Consider the following 14062-nt stretch of genomic DNA (forward strand, 5'->3'; position numbering starts at 1 on the left):
CTAGCCCAATCATTCATTTGCCGATCTTGCAGTTTTGTGGCTGAGTGATAATCAAGGGTTATGAATTTCACCCTCAGACAACTCCAGTACTTCAGAGCGGTTGCCGAGCAGCGTAACTTTGGACGCGCTGCGCAAGTTTGCCATGTCTCACAGCCCGCTCTTTCGGTGCAGATCAAAGCGTTAGAGCAAACAATGGGCGGACCGCTTTTTGAGCGGCGGGCCCGGGATATTCTGCTCACGCCGCTTGGGCGTGACGTACTTGAACACGCGCGGGGTGTTCTTGGTGCAGCGGATCGTCTGGACCGGTTCGCTCGTGACCATTCGGGTGGGCATCGATCTCTTTCTATTGGCGTCATTCCGACCGTCGCACCATATTTGTTGCCGGGAGTTTTAGCTGGTCTACGTGCCGCGGATGTCTCGCTTCGTGTTCAAATACGCGAAGCGCGCACCGAACGTCTGTTGTCGATGCTACGCAGGGGTGAGATTGACGCCGCAGTGTTAGCGTTGCCAGTAGGTGGAAGCGAGCTGGAAGAGCTCCCTTTGTTCGAAGACAGATTTTTGCTGGCTGGAAGCGAAGCTCGATTGAGCCGATTGTCAGTCAGCCCCGAAGCGTTGCGACCGATCGATTTGGGTTCTGCACAGTTAATGCTGTTGGAAGACGGCCATTGTCTGACCGATCAGGCGCTGGAAGTGTGCGGTCAGGACCGCACCAGTGCTCAGATCAACATGGGGGCATCGTCGCTTGCCACGCTGTCGCGTCTTGTGGCCGAAGGGTTTGGGCTGACTCTCATGCCAGAGATTGCCGCGCAGTCCGAATCCGACGCAGTTCCGGGTTTGCGTTTGTTGCGATTTAGCGCACCGCAACCCGCTCGTACGGTTGGACTTGTGCGACGTGCATCGACTGCGAATGAGGATTGGTTTGAAAAGCTAGCTCAGGTCATTCGTCAGGTTGGCGAGGACATTGTTGGAGGCACACGGATATAGAAAAGGCCCGCAATCATGCGGGCCTTCGTGACATTTGAACGACTGGATCAGGCGAGTGCCGGTTCCTTGGCTTCGTCCAGATACTTCTTCAGGTTTTCAGGCGAAGAAACGCCATATGGATCTTCGGGGCAGTTATCCATCAGGCCGGGCTCTTCAAACCAGGCTTCGACGACACCGTCTTTAATGATGGCCGCATAACGCCAGGAACGCATGCCAAAGCCCAGATTGTCCTTATCGACCAGCATGCCCATTTTACGGGTGAATTCGCCCGAACCGTCTGGGATGACTTTGACGTTGCTCAGTTCCTGATCTTGCGCCCATTTGTTCATGACAAAGCTGTCATTGACCGACATGCAGTAGATTTCATCGATGCCCTGAGCTTTGAAGTCGTCAAAACCCTTCTCGAAACCCGGAAGCTGATAGGTCGAGCAGGTCGGTGTAAACGCGCCTGGCAGCGAGAACAGGACTACCCGCTTGCCCGCAAAATAGTCAGCTGTGGTTTTGTCTTCCCAACGGAATGGGTTGGGACCTTCGATCGATGCGTCGCGTACGCGGGTGTGGAAGGTCACTTCGGGCAGTTTCGCGCCAGTCTTCATGTTCAAACTCCTGTGAATCACATGCGTTTGAGTTGCGATCTAAAAGGATTCTAAAAGTGCTTCAATGACTGATATGCCGCGTTTGCAAATTTCCCAATAACCGTTGAAACGCAATGAAATTACAGGGCAAATGTCTATTGTTTTTAGCTTGATTTCTGCGTTTGCAAGGTGGGTGTGCATAGCAGGTATGCACGGGTAGCGTAATCAGCCTGATCAGTTTATGTTATGGGTAAACCGAATTGACCCAAAGTCAGGAAGTTCTTCAGTGCGTGATCTGAAAATCCCGGAGCAAAGGCACCCGGAAAAAGCCCATCGGCCCGACAATGCTCAGCCGAAAAAGCCAAACTGGATTCGCGTCAAGGCGCCGGGTGGAAAAGGGTATGCCGATACGCGCAAAATCATGCGCGAAAACAATCTGGTGACAGTCTGCGAAGAGGCGGGTTGCCCGAATGTGGGTGAGTGCTGGAGCCAGGGTCACGCCACGATGATGATCATGGGCGAGATTTGTACGCGCGGCTGCACTTTCTGCAATATCGCCACCGGTCGCCCGGATACGCTGGATGCGTTTGAGCCGGGTCGTGTTGCACATGCGGTTGAAAAGCTTGGTCTGAATCACGTGGTGATCACTTCGGTCGACCGCGATGACCTTAAGGATGGCGGGGCGGAACACTTTGCGCAGACCATCCGCGCGGTCCGGCACCGTTCGCCCAAAACCACGATTGAAATTCTTACTCCAGATTTTCTGAAATGCGATCCGTCGGTTCTGAAAATCGTGGTTGATGCAAAGCCAGATGTCTTTAACCACAATCTTGAAACGGTTCCGGGGTTGTATCCCGAAGTTCGTCCAGGCGCGCGCTACTTCCATTCTTTGCGACTGTTGCAGCGCGTCAAAGAGCTTGATCCGTCGATCTTTACCAAGTCCGGCATCATGGTGGGACTGGGCGAACAGGAGCAGGAAGTTCGTCAGGTCATGGATGACATGAGGGCTGCGGACATCGATTTTCTGACCATTGGACAGTATTTGCAGCCGACGCCCAAGCACCATGGAGTGGATCGTTTCGTTACACCCGAGGAATTCGCGTCCTACGAAAAGGCTGCTTATGGCAAGGGTTTCCTGATGGTTTCGGCAACGCCGCTAACCCGCTCTTCCTATCACGCGGGCGATGACTTTGCGCGCTTGCGCGAGGCGCGGCAGAAGAAGCTGGGTCAGGCGTGACCCCTGAAACTCTGGCGCGGCTGACATCGCTGCGCCACAAGCTGCATCAATCACCTGAAATCTCCGGTGAAGAGAAAAACACTGCTGCGCAGATTGCGGAGTTGTTGGAGCAACATTCACCCGACCGGATCCTGAAGGATATCGGTGGCCACGGTCTTGCTGCCCTGTTTGACAGCGGACAGGCGGGGCCAACGGTTGGTATCCGATGCGAGCTTGACGGTTTGCCGATTCAGGAAATCTCTGATGCACCCTATGTCTCGCGCATTCCTGGGAAGGGGCATCTGTGTGGTCACGATGGTCACATGACAATGGTGCTGGGTGTTGCCGAGGCCTTGGGGAAATCACGGCCACCAAACGGAAAAGTGGTGCTGATTTTCCAACCAGCCGAGGAAACCGGGCAGGGAGCGATTGCTTATCGTGCTGATCCTAAGTTCGCTGAGATCGCGCCTGATTACATGTTTTCACTGCATAACCTGCCAGGACTCGACTTAGGTGAGGTTGAGCTGTGCCAGGGGCCAGCCAACTGTGCATCGCGTGGGATGCGAATTGTGTTCATGGGCAAGACCTCTCACGCTGCGGCACCCCAAGATGGTGTTTCGCCTGCGGGTGCATTGTCCCAGCTCATTCCTGTTTTGGCAGATCTTGGTAAGGGTGGGGCGCTTGACGCAGATTTTGCGCTGACAACAGTCACTCACGCCAGTTTGGGCGAAGCAACCTTTGGTGTTGCGCCGGGACACGCAGAGCTTTGGGTGACGTTGAGAACAGTGTCTGACAACCGCATGTCTCGCCTGATTCAGGATGCCGAAAACCTGGTGCAGTCTGCTGCCAAATCTGAAGGATTGGCAGTGGACATCTCGTACGATGATGTTTTCGAAGCTTGCACCAACAATGCCGATGCTACCGAGGTTTTAGCTCAAGCCTGTGCCACACAGAGTGTTCAGTACCAACTGGTTTCAGAACCTCAAAGATTCTCTGAAGATTTCGGTCAATTCGGGAAAGGTGCCAAGTCAGCCATGTTCTGGTTAGGCTCTGGAAAGAACCATCCTCAGCTACACAATCCAGACTACGATTTTCCGGATGCCCTGATCCCAATCGGAACAGGTATTTTTCTGAGTGCAATTGAGCAGGTGCTGGAGGGAGACCTCAGGGTCTGATCTTTTGGGGAGGGGAGGTCGCCCATTCAGGCCACCAGCCCAGATACTCAATTCCGCCGACGATCAGGCAGACGGCAATGATCCCGAACACCATCAGCACGCGCCGTTCCGAGGGTGGTTTTCTCACCAACATTGACATACGCAGTAGATGACGCGGGTTCATTCGGCCTCCGATGCAAGGGTGGCAAAATCAATCCTCGACGAACCTGACTTTGCCAATAAACGGCAGGTTTCGGTTTCTTTGAGCATAGTCGATCCCATACCCCACGACAAATTCATCAGGGATCTCAAACCCGATCCAGTCAGAGCGGAAATCAACCTCGCGGCGGCTTGGCTTGTCCAGCAGGGCAATCGATTTCAACCGCGTGGGCTTGCGGCTTTTTAGCAACTTGGTGACGTGATTCAGAGTATGGCCGGTATCGACGATGTCTTCGACCACCAGCACGTCTCGACCTTCAATGGCACCACGTAAGTCTTTAAGAATGCGAACTTCCCGGCTACTTTCCATCGAGTCGCCATAAGACGACGCTTCAAGGAAATCCACCTCGATAGGCAGATCGAGTTCGCGCACCAGATCAGCGATAAATACAAAGCTTCCGCGCAAAAGGCCGACAACAACTAGCTTGTCTGTGTTACCAAACTCTTCGGTGATTTTGCGGCAAAGCTCTTCTATTCGGGCGGCAATCGCCTTGGCCGAGATCATCTCATCTATCACATATGCGCGTTGGCTCATCGCTGCCCCCTTGATCTTTGGCGCGCAACATACGACATGACGCGCCATTGTCACCTGCAAATACCTGATACGCCATGCCAGTACATTCGGAAACTCGCCACCTGCAATATACCGCGCAGCAGATGTATGATCTGGTTGCGGATGTGGCCAAGTATCCCGAATTTCTGCCCTGGTGCGCAGCCGCCAGAATCCGACGCACCTATGCGGTTGATGAGGCCAAGGTGCTTGAGGCTGATCTGGTCATCTCGTTCAAAGTGTTTCGCGAGCGCTTTGGCAGCAGAGTAACGCTGTTTCCGGAACAAAAGAAAATCGACACGGAATATCTGGATGGCCCGTTCAAATACATGAAATCCGACTGGCATTTTGAGGACGCGCCGGATGGCGGTTGCAATGTGTTCTTCCATGTGGATTTCGAATTCAAGAATGCGGTTTTGCAGGGTATTATCGGGGTCGTTTTCAACGAGGCCATGAACCGGATTGTTCGCGCGTTTGAACAACGCGCTGCTGACCTGTACGGCTGAGGCTTTACCCCGGCTACGCGCGCGCTAGACTGCGCCGCATGACTGATCTGACCACTGCATTTGCCGAGTTTGCGACGGGGCCTGTTTCGACAACGCTCCAGACCCGCATTGTCACTTCTTTGTCCGCGCTGGATTGGCTGGCCGTGGGACGGGCGGGGGCCGAAGAACCGGTTTCGCGGATCATCCGGGAAATGGTTCTGGCTGAAGGCGGTGCAGAACAGGCCAGAATCTTCGGCGACGGAGCGGCTCCGTTACGTGCGGCGGCTCTGGCGAACGGGACCATCTCGCATGCGCTGGATTATGACGACACCCATTTCGCACATATCGGTCATCCATCTGTTGCGGTGTTTCCGGCTACTCTGGCTGTTGCCACGTGGGAAGATAAACCAATCGTAGATTTGCTCGAGGCAGCACTTGTCGGGATGGAGCTGTCTATTCGCCTTGGGCTATGGCTGGGCCGGGATCATTATCAGGCCGGGTTTCACCAGACCGCCACGGCAGGTGCTTTTGGGGCAACGGCAGCTGCAGGGCGTGTCTTGGGCTTCAATCCCTCGCAAATGCGACAGGCTTTGGGGCTGACCGCTACACGTGCGGCCGGCCTAAAGGCGCAGTTTGGAACGATGGGCAAACCATACAATGCCGGTCTTGCTTCATCCGCAGGCGTAGAAACGGCATTGCTGATTCACCGGGGTTTCGAGCCGAACGAGGGTGCGCTGGAGGGGCAATACGGCTTTGGTGCGACTCATAAAGGTGCCGATGACCTGTCAGCCGCTCTCGATGGGATCGGGGACGAGTGGTTGTTTGAAAGTGTCAGCCATAAGTTTCATGCTTGTTGCCACGGCCTTCACGCAGCGCTGGAGGCGGCGCGTGATCTCGACATAGCTGAGCCCGAAGTGGCCGAGATCAAGGTCAAGACCCATCCGCGTTGGATGAGTGTTTGCAACCAGTTGTCGCCAACGACAGGTCTGGGGGCCAAGTTCTCGTACCGTACGGTGATCGCGATGCTCGCAATCGGGTATGATACTGCCTTGCCAGAGAACTTTTCGGACAAAACATGCGCCGACCCACGTTTGCGTTCCCTGCGGGATCGGATCACGGTCGAAGCGGATGACGGGTTGTCTGAAACGCAGGCCCATCTGTCATTGCTGCGCCGTGACGGTATTCGGAGGGAGGCTACGCATGACTTGCTGGCGCCGATGTCACTGTCAGATCGCGAGGATCGGGTGCGCGAAAAAGCGTCGAAGCTGATTGGCGGCGAAGAGGCCGACGCGATCTGGTCAATGCTGCGCACCGGAGGGCGCGCAGCAGAACTGTCTGACAGGCTTGAGGGTTAGACCACGCGCCAGTGAAGAGGGAAGCCGGGATCGAATACCGTCACCGGGCCGTCGCCGCTTTCGATTTTTGAGGGATACTCAACGGGTTCACCTTTGGTCAGGGTGATGCTCCCCTCGTTCACAGGCAGACGGTAAAATGCGGGACCGTTCAGCGAGGTGAAGCCTTCCAGCTTGTCCAGCGCGTCAGCCCGGTCGAACATTTCTGCCACCAGTGACATTGTGTTTGTTGCCGTAAAGCAGCCGGCACAGCCACAGGCCATTTCCTTGTTCGCATCGGTGTGCGGTGCACTGTCAGTGCCAAGGAAGAACCTCGCATCGCCTGAGGTCGCCGCAGCCAGCAATGCCAGCCGGTGCTCTTCACGTTTGGCAACAGGCAGGCAGTAGTAGTGTGGTTTGATGCCACCCACCAGAATGTGGTTGCGGTTGATGATCAGGTGATGCGCGGTGATTGTGGCACCCAGATCAGCCTCATTCGCCTTAACGTAGTCGACGCCGTTTGAGGTGGTGATGTGCTCCATTACCACACGCAGACCTGGGGTCGATTTTCGGATCGGGTCAAGAACACGGTCGATGAACACTGCCTCGCGATCGAAGATGTCGATTTCTGGATCGGTCACCTCACCATGAACGCAAAGGGGCAGACCGATTTCGGCCATCTTCTCGAGTACGGGACGAACCTTGTCGAAATCGCGAACACCCGAGGCCGAGTTGGTTGTGGCGCCTGCAGGGTAGAGCTTGACCGCCTTCACCAATCCGCTGGCATGTGCTGCGGCGACATCATCTGCGTCAGAATCCTCGGTCAGATACAACGTCATCAACGGTTCGAACGTCATGTCGTCAGGTAGCACAGCCATAATGCGGTCGCGGTAAGCTGCGGCCTGATCCCCGGTCACGACCGGGGGCACAAGGTTTGGCATGATGATGGCGCGGCCAAAGTGGCGGGCGGATTCGGGCAGGACGGCCTGCAGCATGGCGCCATCGCGCAGATGCAGATGCCAGTCGTCGGGGCGGCGGATCGTGAGGGTATCGGTCATGCCCCTTCCGCTAGCACAGCCGCCGGGGGCATTAAAGGCAAACCAATGCCCTGGCGCTCAAATGATTGGCGGCTTGGTGCGACTGAAATACTTGCCAATTCACCATCGCGCCGTAAGTCCTTTTGGGGAGCACGGTCTTGACGCACAGGCGCTGGCATGACCTGTTGTGCGAGGAGGAGAGACAAGGTCATGACGCAGGCGAATTCTATTGATGCGGTTCAAAGTATGCTTGGCGAACAGGGCTATGTTTGCGGGCGATCGCTGGCTACGGTGGTTTTCTTGTCTCTGAAACTGGGGCGCCCCTTGTTTCTGGAGGGTGAAGCGGGTGTTGGAAAGACCGAGATTGCCAAAGCGCTGGCTGCCGGGCTGAACCGACGACTGATCCGGTTGCAGTGCTACGAAGGACTGGATGCATCCTCGGCTGTCTACGAATGGAACTTTCCGGCGCAAATGGTGGCTATTCGAACTGCCGAGGCATCAGGTGGTGCAGATCGCGGATCGCTACAGTCAGAGTTGTTCTCGGACGAATACCTAATCGAACGTCCGTTGTTGCAGGCCATGCGACCGGATGAAAATGGTGCACCTGTCCTGTTGATTGACGAACTGGATCGCACGGACGAGCCGTTCGAGGCATTTCTACTAGAGGCTTTGAGTGATTTTCAGGTGACAATCCCCGAGTTGGGAACGGTTCAAGCACCCGAACCGCCCATCGTCATCGTTACCTCGAACCGTACACGCGAAGTACATGACGCCCTGAAACGCCGTTGCCTGTATCACTGGGTCGACTATCCAGATTTTGATCGTGAGATCGAAATCCTGCATGCACGTGCACCGGAAGCTGCCGAGACGCTCAGCCGAGAGGTGGTCGCCTTTGTGCAGCGGTTGCGTACAGAAGACCTGTTTAAAAAACCCGGAGTGGCTGAGACAATCGATTGGGCGAAATGCCTCCTGGCGCTTGATGTCATCAATCTTAGCCCCGAGGTCATCGGTGACACGCTGGGGGCAATCCTGAAATATCAGGACGACATTCAGAAGCTGCAAGGATCTGAAGCCAAGCGTATTCTGGATCAGGCGAAAGCTTCGCTGGAACCAGCATGATGCTTCATCTTTATTCAGAAGCTGATGGGGTTGGCGGCGGAGCCTCCATAAGGTCTGATGGCTGAACAGCTCCCGCTGGATATCCCCTCCGATCCCAAGCTGGCGCAGAATATCACTCATTTTGCGCGGGCATTGCGAAAGGTGGGACTGCCGATCGGAACAGGAAGGGTTGTTGATGCAATCCGCGCCGTCGAGGCAGCAGGTTTCACAAAAAAGCAGGATTTCTACTGGACCCTTCACGCCTGTTTTGTGAACCGGCCTGAACATCGAACTGTTTTTGCTCAGGTGTTTCGTCTGTACTGGCGTGACCCTCGATATCTGGAGCATATGATGTCGATGATGCTGCCGGCCATTCGGGGTGTTCAGGAAGAACGCACGGCGGATGCTGGAGAAAAGCGGGCGGCTGAGGCTTTGCTGGATGGGGTGGATCGCGATCTTCCTGATATCGCCGAACAGGAGCGTGAAACAGAAATCGAGATAGATGCCACGCAAACTGCGTCTAGTGAAGAACGCTTGCGAAATCTGGATTTCGAACAAATGAGTACAGAAGAGGTGGCTCAGGCCAAACGTATTCTGTCGCGCCTCAACCTGCCGGTAAAACCCATCAATTCGCGTCGCGGGCAGGCCAGTCATCTGGGGCATCGAATTGATCGTGCGCGAACACTCCGTTCGGCAATGCGTCAGGGAGGCGAGCTGCGGGATATCGCCCGTCTGCAGCCCAAACCCCGCTGGCCCAATCTGGTTGCCTTGTGCGATATCTCAGGGTCAATGAGCCAGTACAGCAGGATTATCCTGCATTTCCTCCATACGGTTTCAAATGCCAAAGGTGCGGGGTGGGCCAAAGTTCACGCTTTCACCTTTGGAACGCGTCTGACCAACATTACCCGTCATCTACATCAAAGGGATGTCGATGCTGCACTTGCTGCCGCTGGTGCAGAAGCACAGGATTGGGAGGGGGGCACACGGATCGGGGATTGCCTGCATCAATTCAATCGCGACTGGTCGCGCCGTGTCATGGGGCAGGGTGCTGTTGTTCTGCTGATCACCGATGGCTTGGAACGCGGCGCGCCGGAGGAACTGGAAAAAGAGATTGAGCGGCTACATCTGTCGTCACGCCGGCTGATCTGGCTCAATCCGTTGCTCAGATGGGATGGATTTGCGCCCAAAGCTCAGGGGATCATGACGATGCTGCCACATGTTGACAGCTTCCGTGCAGGTCATTCCATCGCCTCACTCGAGGATCTGGCGAACGTCATCTCGAAGCCTGATGATGAGGGAGAGAAAGCGCGACTGCTGGCCGCGCTTTCTGCCTGAGGGATTACCCAAGCTGCTTTTCGTTGCACTCACGCGCCATTTCCATGGCTTTGTAGGTGCCGGTCAGATCGACGGTGAACGCGAATTCCTTTTCGGGGAACACGACCATGACTTTCTGTTTTGCAATGTCATCAGCGAATTGAGGATCATCTGACAAGACATATCCACCCGAATAACCCTTGGTGATGTTGCCTTTCATGCCAGTAGCTTCGCCAACATAGATATTGTCGCCCAGCAGAATGGCCACGGCCTCTTTTTCACCGCGCTTGATATCGGTTTTGGCCTTGGTGAAGACACCGACATAGCCAACGCTGCGATCTTCGGTCAGACCCATCTGAACCACGTTTTCAGCGTCATCAACGGCTTCGATCAAGCAGGATTTCTTTTCGTTATCGACGAAGACCTTCCAGCCTTCGACCTCACCATAGCGTACAAATGTATCAGCCCAAGCGGCAGTCGATGCCAAAAGACCAATTGCCGTTCCTAGTGTAAGAATGCGTTTCAACTCTTTGTCTCCATTTTAAAATTCTTGGTGGTGTAACGAGGGCGGAAGTCACCCTGTACAAGCGCAAGCTAGTGTTTGCGTAAGTCACAATCAATGCTCAGAACATTTGAATGCGACTTGATTTATATCATTCACAAAGTGGAATGTATTATGTATTCCGTATTTAGAATGTAATAGCGCGAAGGAATCAAACCGTGCCACTCAACTGGAAACTAGGCGGCGTTCTGCTGGGCCTTGTCTTTTTTATGGCGGTCCTGCTGGTCAAGCCAATTGGTGTGTCAACGCAGTTCGTCATTCTCGACGGCATCGTGGCTGACGCCGTAAACCCGAGCCTCGTGACCGCAACGGACCAGGGATACACTTCGACAAATGCCTATCTGGCCAAATCTGATGGCAAGTATGCCAAGGCTGTCTCAAACCCGTTGAACTATTCCTTCGTGTTTGTGGTGGCCATGATGCTGGGTGGGTTTTTGTCTGCAATGCTTCGTGGCGGCATTGAAGCTTCCGATCGCAGCATTCCAGCGCTTTGGAGGGCTAACTTCGGCGACTGCGCAAAGAAGCGATACGCAGCAGCTTTTCTTGGTGGTTTTATCGTCCTGTATGGTGCGCGGTTGGCAGGCGGGTGCACCTCAGGCCACATGATGTCCGGCATGATGCAAACAGCTGTCAGCGGCTACATATTTGCTGCCGGTGCCTTTGCCGCTGCGATCCCCGTATCTCTGATCATGTTCAAAAAGGAGGCCTGATCCATGACCTCGATTCTACTTGCTTTGGTGATTGGTGCAGCCTTCGGCGCAGTGCTTGATCGTGTAGGTGCATCCAACCCTACAATCATCAACCGGATGCTGAATCTAACGAACATCAACCTTGCGAAGTCTATCTTGCTGGCCATCGGAACGGGTTCCATCCTTATGTTTGGTGGACAAATGCTCGGGCTGGTCGATGTGGGGCACATGTCTGTGAAAACAGCCTATGTAGGCGTGTTTATCGGTGGCCTCTTGCTGGGCGCAGGCTGGGCCGTTTCCGGATATTGCCCGGGGACTGGTGTGGTTGCTGCAGCGTCAGGGCGCAAAGATGCACTGTTCTTTATCGCCGGAGGATTGCTGGGGGCTGCTGCGTACATGATGACCTACCCGGCCTGGAAAGCGTCTGGCCTGCTCGACAAGATCGCAGGTGGCAAAGTGACCTTGGGGACGGTCTCGGGTTCTGGATACGAGGGTCTGACATCATTGCCCGGCGATATCGTTGGCATCGTGATGGGATTGGCCTTCGTCGCGATCGCGTTTGCTCTGCCAGAAAGGCTTATTGGACAGACGGTACAAGCGCAACCTGCTGAATAAACCCAACGAAACATGCGAGGCGCAGTGAGATGGACACGCCCTCGCATCGCGGCCCGGCGTCCCGTGATACTGCCGGGCCGCTTTTCATTGCGCCAAACCTACCTATGTTAGTCCATGAAATTCCCGGAGGTTTTCATGGATCGATTCGACAACAGCCCCGAGACAGCGTTGGATTGGTATCGCAATGGGAGTGGTGCCGCATTGGCCACGGTTGTTCAGACTTGGGGCAGTGCGCCACGACGTGTGGGATCGCAGCTGGTGATTGGTGGCGACGGCCGCATCGAAGGTTCTGTTTCTGGCGGTTGTGTCGAAGGCGCAGTTATTGTCGAAGCACTGGAGGCCATTGAAGAGGGCGAGGCGCGTCTGCTCGAGTTCGGGGTCAGTGACGAAGACGCCTTTGCGGTCGGTTTGGCCTGTGGTGGAACGATCCGGGTGTTGGTTGAACCTGTAGGGTCAGTCCTTCCCGAACCGATGTTGGCCGAACTGGTTGCAGCACGCGCTCGGCGCGAGCCGTTGGCATACGAGGTCAACGTGGAGACCGGGCAACGCGCATTGCGCCGAAATGCATATGCCGACCGACTGCGCATGGACCGGTCTGGTTTTGAAGAGGATGGTCAGACATTTGTGGCCGTTCACAACCCGCCATTGCGTCTGATCGTAGTGGGTGCTGTTCACATCGCGCAGGCCCTTGTACCAATGGCCCGGATAGCCGGATATGATCCGGCGATCGTGGACCCGCGCGAGACATTTGCATCCAGTTCGAGATTTCCAGGCGAGACGATCCTGACAGATTGGCCGGATGAAGCGGTCGCCAAACTGGGGCTGGACACGCGCACTGCAGTGGTTTTGCTGACCCACGATCCCAAGCTTGATGATCCGGCGTTGGAGGCCGCTCTTGAGGCGAACGTTTTCTACATTGGGGCGCTGGGTTCGACACGCACACATGCCAAGCGTGTTGAGCGTATGAAGGAATCTGGCTTCACGGGTGAACAGATCGACCGGATTCATGGCCCGATTGGCTTGGACATTGGCGCAGCGGGGCCATCGGAAATCGCGGTGGCCATTCTTGCACAAATGACAGCCGTGCTTCGGGGTAAAGTATGAAGTTTGGTCCGGTACCGATTTCTGAGGCTGCAGGCGCAATTCTTGCACATTCCGTCAAAGCCGGAGACCAAAAGCTCCGCAAAGGGCTTGAACTGACAGACCAGCATATCAGCATGTTGGAGCAGGCAGGCCATTCTGAGGTCATCGTCGCGAGGCTGGAGCCAGGTGATTGCCACGAAGATGAAGCAGCCCGAATGCTTGCTGCTGCATTGGCACCGGAACCAGCGCAGGTGAACCTTCGCGTGACAGAGCCGTTTACCGGCCGTGTAAACCTTTTGGCCGATGGACCGGGGGTTGTTGTACTGGATACCGCTGCACTGCAACGGTTCAATCTGGTTAACCCGATGATCACCGTTGCTACTGTTCCGCAGTATCAACAGATGGGTGCGGGCGGCATGGTCGCGACGATCAAGGTTATTTCCTATGCGGTACCCGGTTCGGACGTCATGCATGCCGCGCGTTTGGCTCAGGCTTCGATCCGTTTGGCAGCGCCCGTTCACAGAACAGCAGGCCTGATCGTCACCGACATTCCGGGTGGACCACCGAACGAAAAGGGCATCGCTGCGATACGGGGGCGGATAGAGGCCCTGGGTATGGACCTCAGCGATATCAAGATCGTTCCGCATCGTGTTGATGAATTGGCCGCTGCTGTATCTGACCTGCAGGGCGATGTCGCAATGATCCTGACTGGATCCGCAACGTCGGATGAGAACGATGTCGCACCAAGCGCGGTGAGGGTAGCCGGAGGGTTCGTAGACCGATTTGGGATGCCGGTCGATCCCGGCAATCTTTTGTTCATAGGGGCGCTGAAAGACAAACCAGTCATCGGTCTGCCGGGCTGCGCGCGATCACCTGCGCTGAATGGTGCTGACTGGGTGCTGTCCCGGGTCGCCTGCGGTATTGCGACCACAGGCGAAGACATCGCTGGCATGGGCGTCGGCGGTCTGCTCAAGGAAATTCCCACCAGACCTCAGCCGAGGGCAGGCAAAGGAAAGTGACGTAGCGGCAGATTTGACCGCTGCGACTGCCACTATAGCTGGTGGAGATCATGAGACTGAAATGCCTCAAAAAACGGCAAATATTTTTGTTCTCAAACAAATTTTCCCGTGTTTAACTCGACGTGAGGAAA

At 55.4% G+C, this 14062-nt stretch carries 16 protein-coding genes; 11 read left to right on the plus strand and 5 right to left on the minus strand.

Going from position 1 to position 14062, the window contains the following annotated elements; translation table 11 throughout:
- Window positions 1-60 precede the first annotated feature (60 nt).
- On the plus strand, window positions 61-984 hold the full coding sequence (locus ACR0CW_RS04020) for a LysR substrate-binding domain-containing protein (protein WP_480786890.1): 924 nt from the start codon (window positions 61-63) through the stop codon (window positions 982-984).
- 47 nt (window positions 985-1031) lie between these two features.
- Here ACR0CW_RS04020 and ACR0CW_RS04025 read toward each other — a convergent pair whose 3' ends face one another.
- A complete protein-coding gene (locus tag ACR0CW_RS04025; RefSeq protein ID WP_170333036.1) occupies window positions 1032-1580 on the minus strand; it encodes a peroxiredoxin in 549 nt (182 codons plus the stop codon).
- A gap of 265 nt (window positions 1581-1845) precedes the next feature.
- On the opposite strand from ACR0CW_RS04025, the gene lipA reads away from it, so the two are divergent.
- Together lipA and ACR0CW_RS04035 are read left to right on the plus strand one after the other, a co-directional pair.
- On the plus strand, window positions 1846-2796 hold the full coding sequence (lipA, locus tag ACR0CW_RS04030) for a lipoyl synthase (RefSeq protein WP_170333038.1): 951 nt from the start codon (window positions 1846-1848) through the stop codon (window positions 2794-2796).
- Complete coding sequence (locus tag ACR0CW_RS04035) at window positions 2793-3950, plus strand: amidohydrolase (RefSeq protein ID WP_480786891.1); 1158 nt, start codon at window positions 2793-2795, stop codon at window positions 3948-3950. Before lipA ends, ACR0CW_RS04035 begins: the two co-directional genes overlap by 4 nt.
- Here the strand turns inward: ACR0CW_RS04035 and ACR0CW_RS04040 are convergent.
- Window positions 3940-4113, minus strand: a complete 174-nt coding sequence (locus tag ACR0CW_RS04040) for a hypothetical protein (RefSeq protein ID WP_480786892.1) — start codon at window positions 4111-4113, stop codon at window positions 3940-3942. The two genes, ACR0CW_RS04035 and ACR0CW_RS04040, sit on opposite strands and share 11 nt — an antisense overlap.
- A 27-nt stretch (window positions 4114-4140) precedes the next feature.
- On the minus strand, window positions 4141-4683 hold the full coding sequence (gene hpt, locus ACR0CW_RS04045) for a hypoxanthine phosphoribosyltransferase (RefSeq protein ID WP_155142049.1): 543 nt from the start codon (window positions 4681-4683) through the stop codon (window positions 4141-4143).
- Window positions 4684-4757: 74 nt separating this feature from the next.
- On the opposite strand from hpt, the gene ACR0CW_RS04050 reads away from it, so the two are divergent.
- Window positions 4758-5204, plus strand: a complete 447-nt coding sequence (locus tag ACR0CW_RS04050) for a type II toxin-antitoxin system RatA family toxin (protein ID WP_155142047.1) — start codon at window positions 4758-4760, stop codon at window positions 5202-5204.
- 38 nt (window positions 5205-5242) lie between these two features.
- Window positions 5243-6538 (plus strand): MmgE/PrpD family protein, encoded by a 1296-nt coding sequence (locus ACR0CW_RS04055; protein ID WP_480786893.1) that lies wholly within the window; start codon window positions 5243-5245, stop codon window positions 6536-6538.
- Here ACR0CW_RS04055 and pyrC read toward each other — a convergent pair.
- The gene (gene pyrC, locus ACR0CW_RS04060) at window positions 6535-7572 is read right to left on the minus strand and encodes a dihydroorotase (RefSeq protein WP_480786894.1); all 1038 of its coding nucleotides are present in this window, start codon (window positions 7570-7572) and stop codon (window positions 6535-6537) included. The genes ACR0CW_RS04055 and pyrC overlap by 4 nt on opposite strands.
- A gap of 189 nt (window positions 7573-7761) precedes the next feature.
- On the opposite strand from pyrC, the gene ACR0CW_RS04065 reads away from it, so the two are divergent.
- Window positions 7762-8670, plus strand: a complete 909-nt coding sequence (locus ACR0CW_RS04065; RefSeq protein WP_480786895.1) for an AAA family ATPase — start codon at window positions 7762-7764, stop codon at window positions 8668-8670.
- Window positions 8671-8727: 57 nt separating this feature from the next.
- Window positions 8728-9984, plus strand: coding sequence for a vWA domain-containing protein (locus tag ACR0CW_RS04070; protein WP_480786896.1), 1257 nt, complete (start codon window positions 8728-8730; stop codon window positions 9982-9984).
- Window positions 9985-9988: 4 nt separating this feature from the next.
- Here ACR0CW_RS04070 and ACR0CW_RS04075 read toward each other — a convergent pair whose 3' ends face one another.
- Window positions 9989-10489: a hypothetical protein gene (locus ACR0CW_RS04075; protein WP_155142036.1), complete on the minus strand. Its 501-nt coding sequence runs from the start codon at window positions 10487-10489 to the stop codon at window positions 9989-9991.
- Between the two features lie 194 nt (window positions 10490-10683).
- Here ACR0CW_RS04075 and ACR0CW_RS04080 point away from each other — a divergent pair, with 194 nt between their 5' ends.
- The 4 genes from ACR0CW_RS04080 to ACR0CW_RS04095 all read left to right on the plus strand — a co-directional run bounded on the left by ACR0CW_RS04080 (window position 10684) and on the right by ACR0CW_RS04095 (window position 13931).
- Complete coding sequence (locus ACR0CW_RS04080) at window positions 10684-11235, plus strand: YeeE/YedE thiosulfate transporter family protein (RefSeq protein WP_368669636.1); 552 nt, start codon at window positions 10684-10686, stop codon at window positions 11233-11235.
- Window positions 11236-11238: 3 nt separating this feature from the next.
- Window positions 11239-11829, plus strand: coding sequence for a YeeE/YedE thiosulfate transporter family protein (locus tag ACR0CW_RS04085; RefSeq protein WP_155142034.1), 591 nt, complete (start codon window positions 11239-11241; stop codon window positions 11827-11829).
- A gap of 135 nt (window positions 11830-11964) precedes the next feature.
- Complete coding sequence (locus tag ACR0CW_RS04090; protein WP_480786897.1) at window positions 11965-12933, plus strand: XdhC family protein; 969 nt, start codon at window positions 11965-11967, stop codon at window positions 12931-12933.
- Complete coding sequence (locus ACR0CW_RS04095; RefSeq protein ID WP_480786898.1) at window positions 12930-13931, plus strand: molybdopterin-binding protein; 1002 nt, start codon at window positions 12930-12932, stop codon at window positions 13929-13931. The genes ACR0CW_RS04090 and ACR0CW_RS04095 overlap by 4 nt, the downstream gene beginning before the upstream one ends.
- Window positions 13932-14062: the final 131 nt, after the last annotated feature.

The organism is Ruegeria sp. CH6 (assembly GCF_056537005.1).

What these genes read in the sequence shown, in the direction of transcription:
- ACR0CW_RS04020 (WP_480786890.1), top strand. Translation starts at nt 61, where the DNA reads ATGAATTTCACCCTCAGACAACTCCAGTACTTCAGAGCGGTTGCCGAG.
- ACR0CW_RS04025 (WP_170333036.1), bottom strand. Translation starts at nt 1,580, where the DNA reads ATGAAGACTGGCGCGAAACTGCCCGAAGTGACCTTCCACACCCGCGTA.
- ACR0CW_RS04040 (WP_480786892.1), bottom strand. Translation starts at nt 4,113, where the DNA reads ATGAACCCGCGTCATCTACTGCGTATGTCAATGTTGGTGAGAAAACCA.
- hpt (WP_155142049.1), bottom strand. Translation starts at nt 4,683, where the DNA reads ATGAGCCAACGCGCATATGTGATAGATGAGATGATCTCGGCCAAGGCG.
- ACR0CW_RS04050 (WP_155142047.1), top strand. Translation starts at nt 4,758, where the DNA reads ATGCCAGTACATTCGGAAACTCGCCACCTGCAATATACCGCGCAGCAG.
- ACR0CW_RS04055 (WP_480786893.1), top strand. Translation starts at nt 5,243, where the DNA reads ATGACTGATCTGACCACTGCATTTGCCGAGTTTGCGACGGGGCCTGTT.
- pyrC (WP_480786894.1), bottom strand. Translation starts at nt 7,572, where the DNA reads ATGACCGATACCCTCACGATCCGCCGCCCCGACGACTGGCATCTGCAT.
- ACR0CW_RS04065 (WP_480786895.1), top strand. Translation starts at nt 7,762, where the DNA reads ATGACGCAGGCGAATTCTATTGATGCGGTTCAAAGTATGCTTGGCGAA.
- ACR0CW_RS04070 (WP_480786896.1), top strand. Translation starts at nt 8,728, where the DNA reads ATGGCTGAACAGCTCCCGCTGGATATCCCCTCCGATCCCAAGCTGGCG.
- ACR0CW_RS04085 (WP_155142034.1), top strand. Translation starts at nt 11,239, where the DNA reads ATGACCTCGATTCTACTTGCTTTGGTGATTGGTGCAGCCTTCGGCGCA.
- ACR0CW_RS04090 (WP_480786897.1), top strand. Translation starts at nt 11,965, where the DNA reads ATGGATCGATTCGACAACAGCCCCGAGACAGCGTTGGATTGGTATCGC.
- ACR0CW_RS04095 (WP_480786898.1), top strand. Translation starts at nt 12,930, where the DNA reads ATGAAGTTTGGTCCGGTACCGATTTCTGAGGCTGCAGGCGCAATTCTT.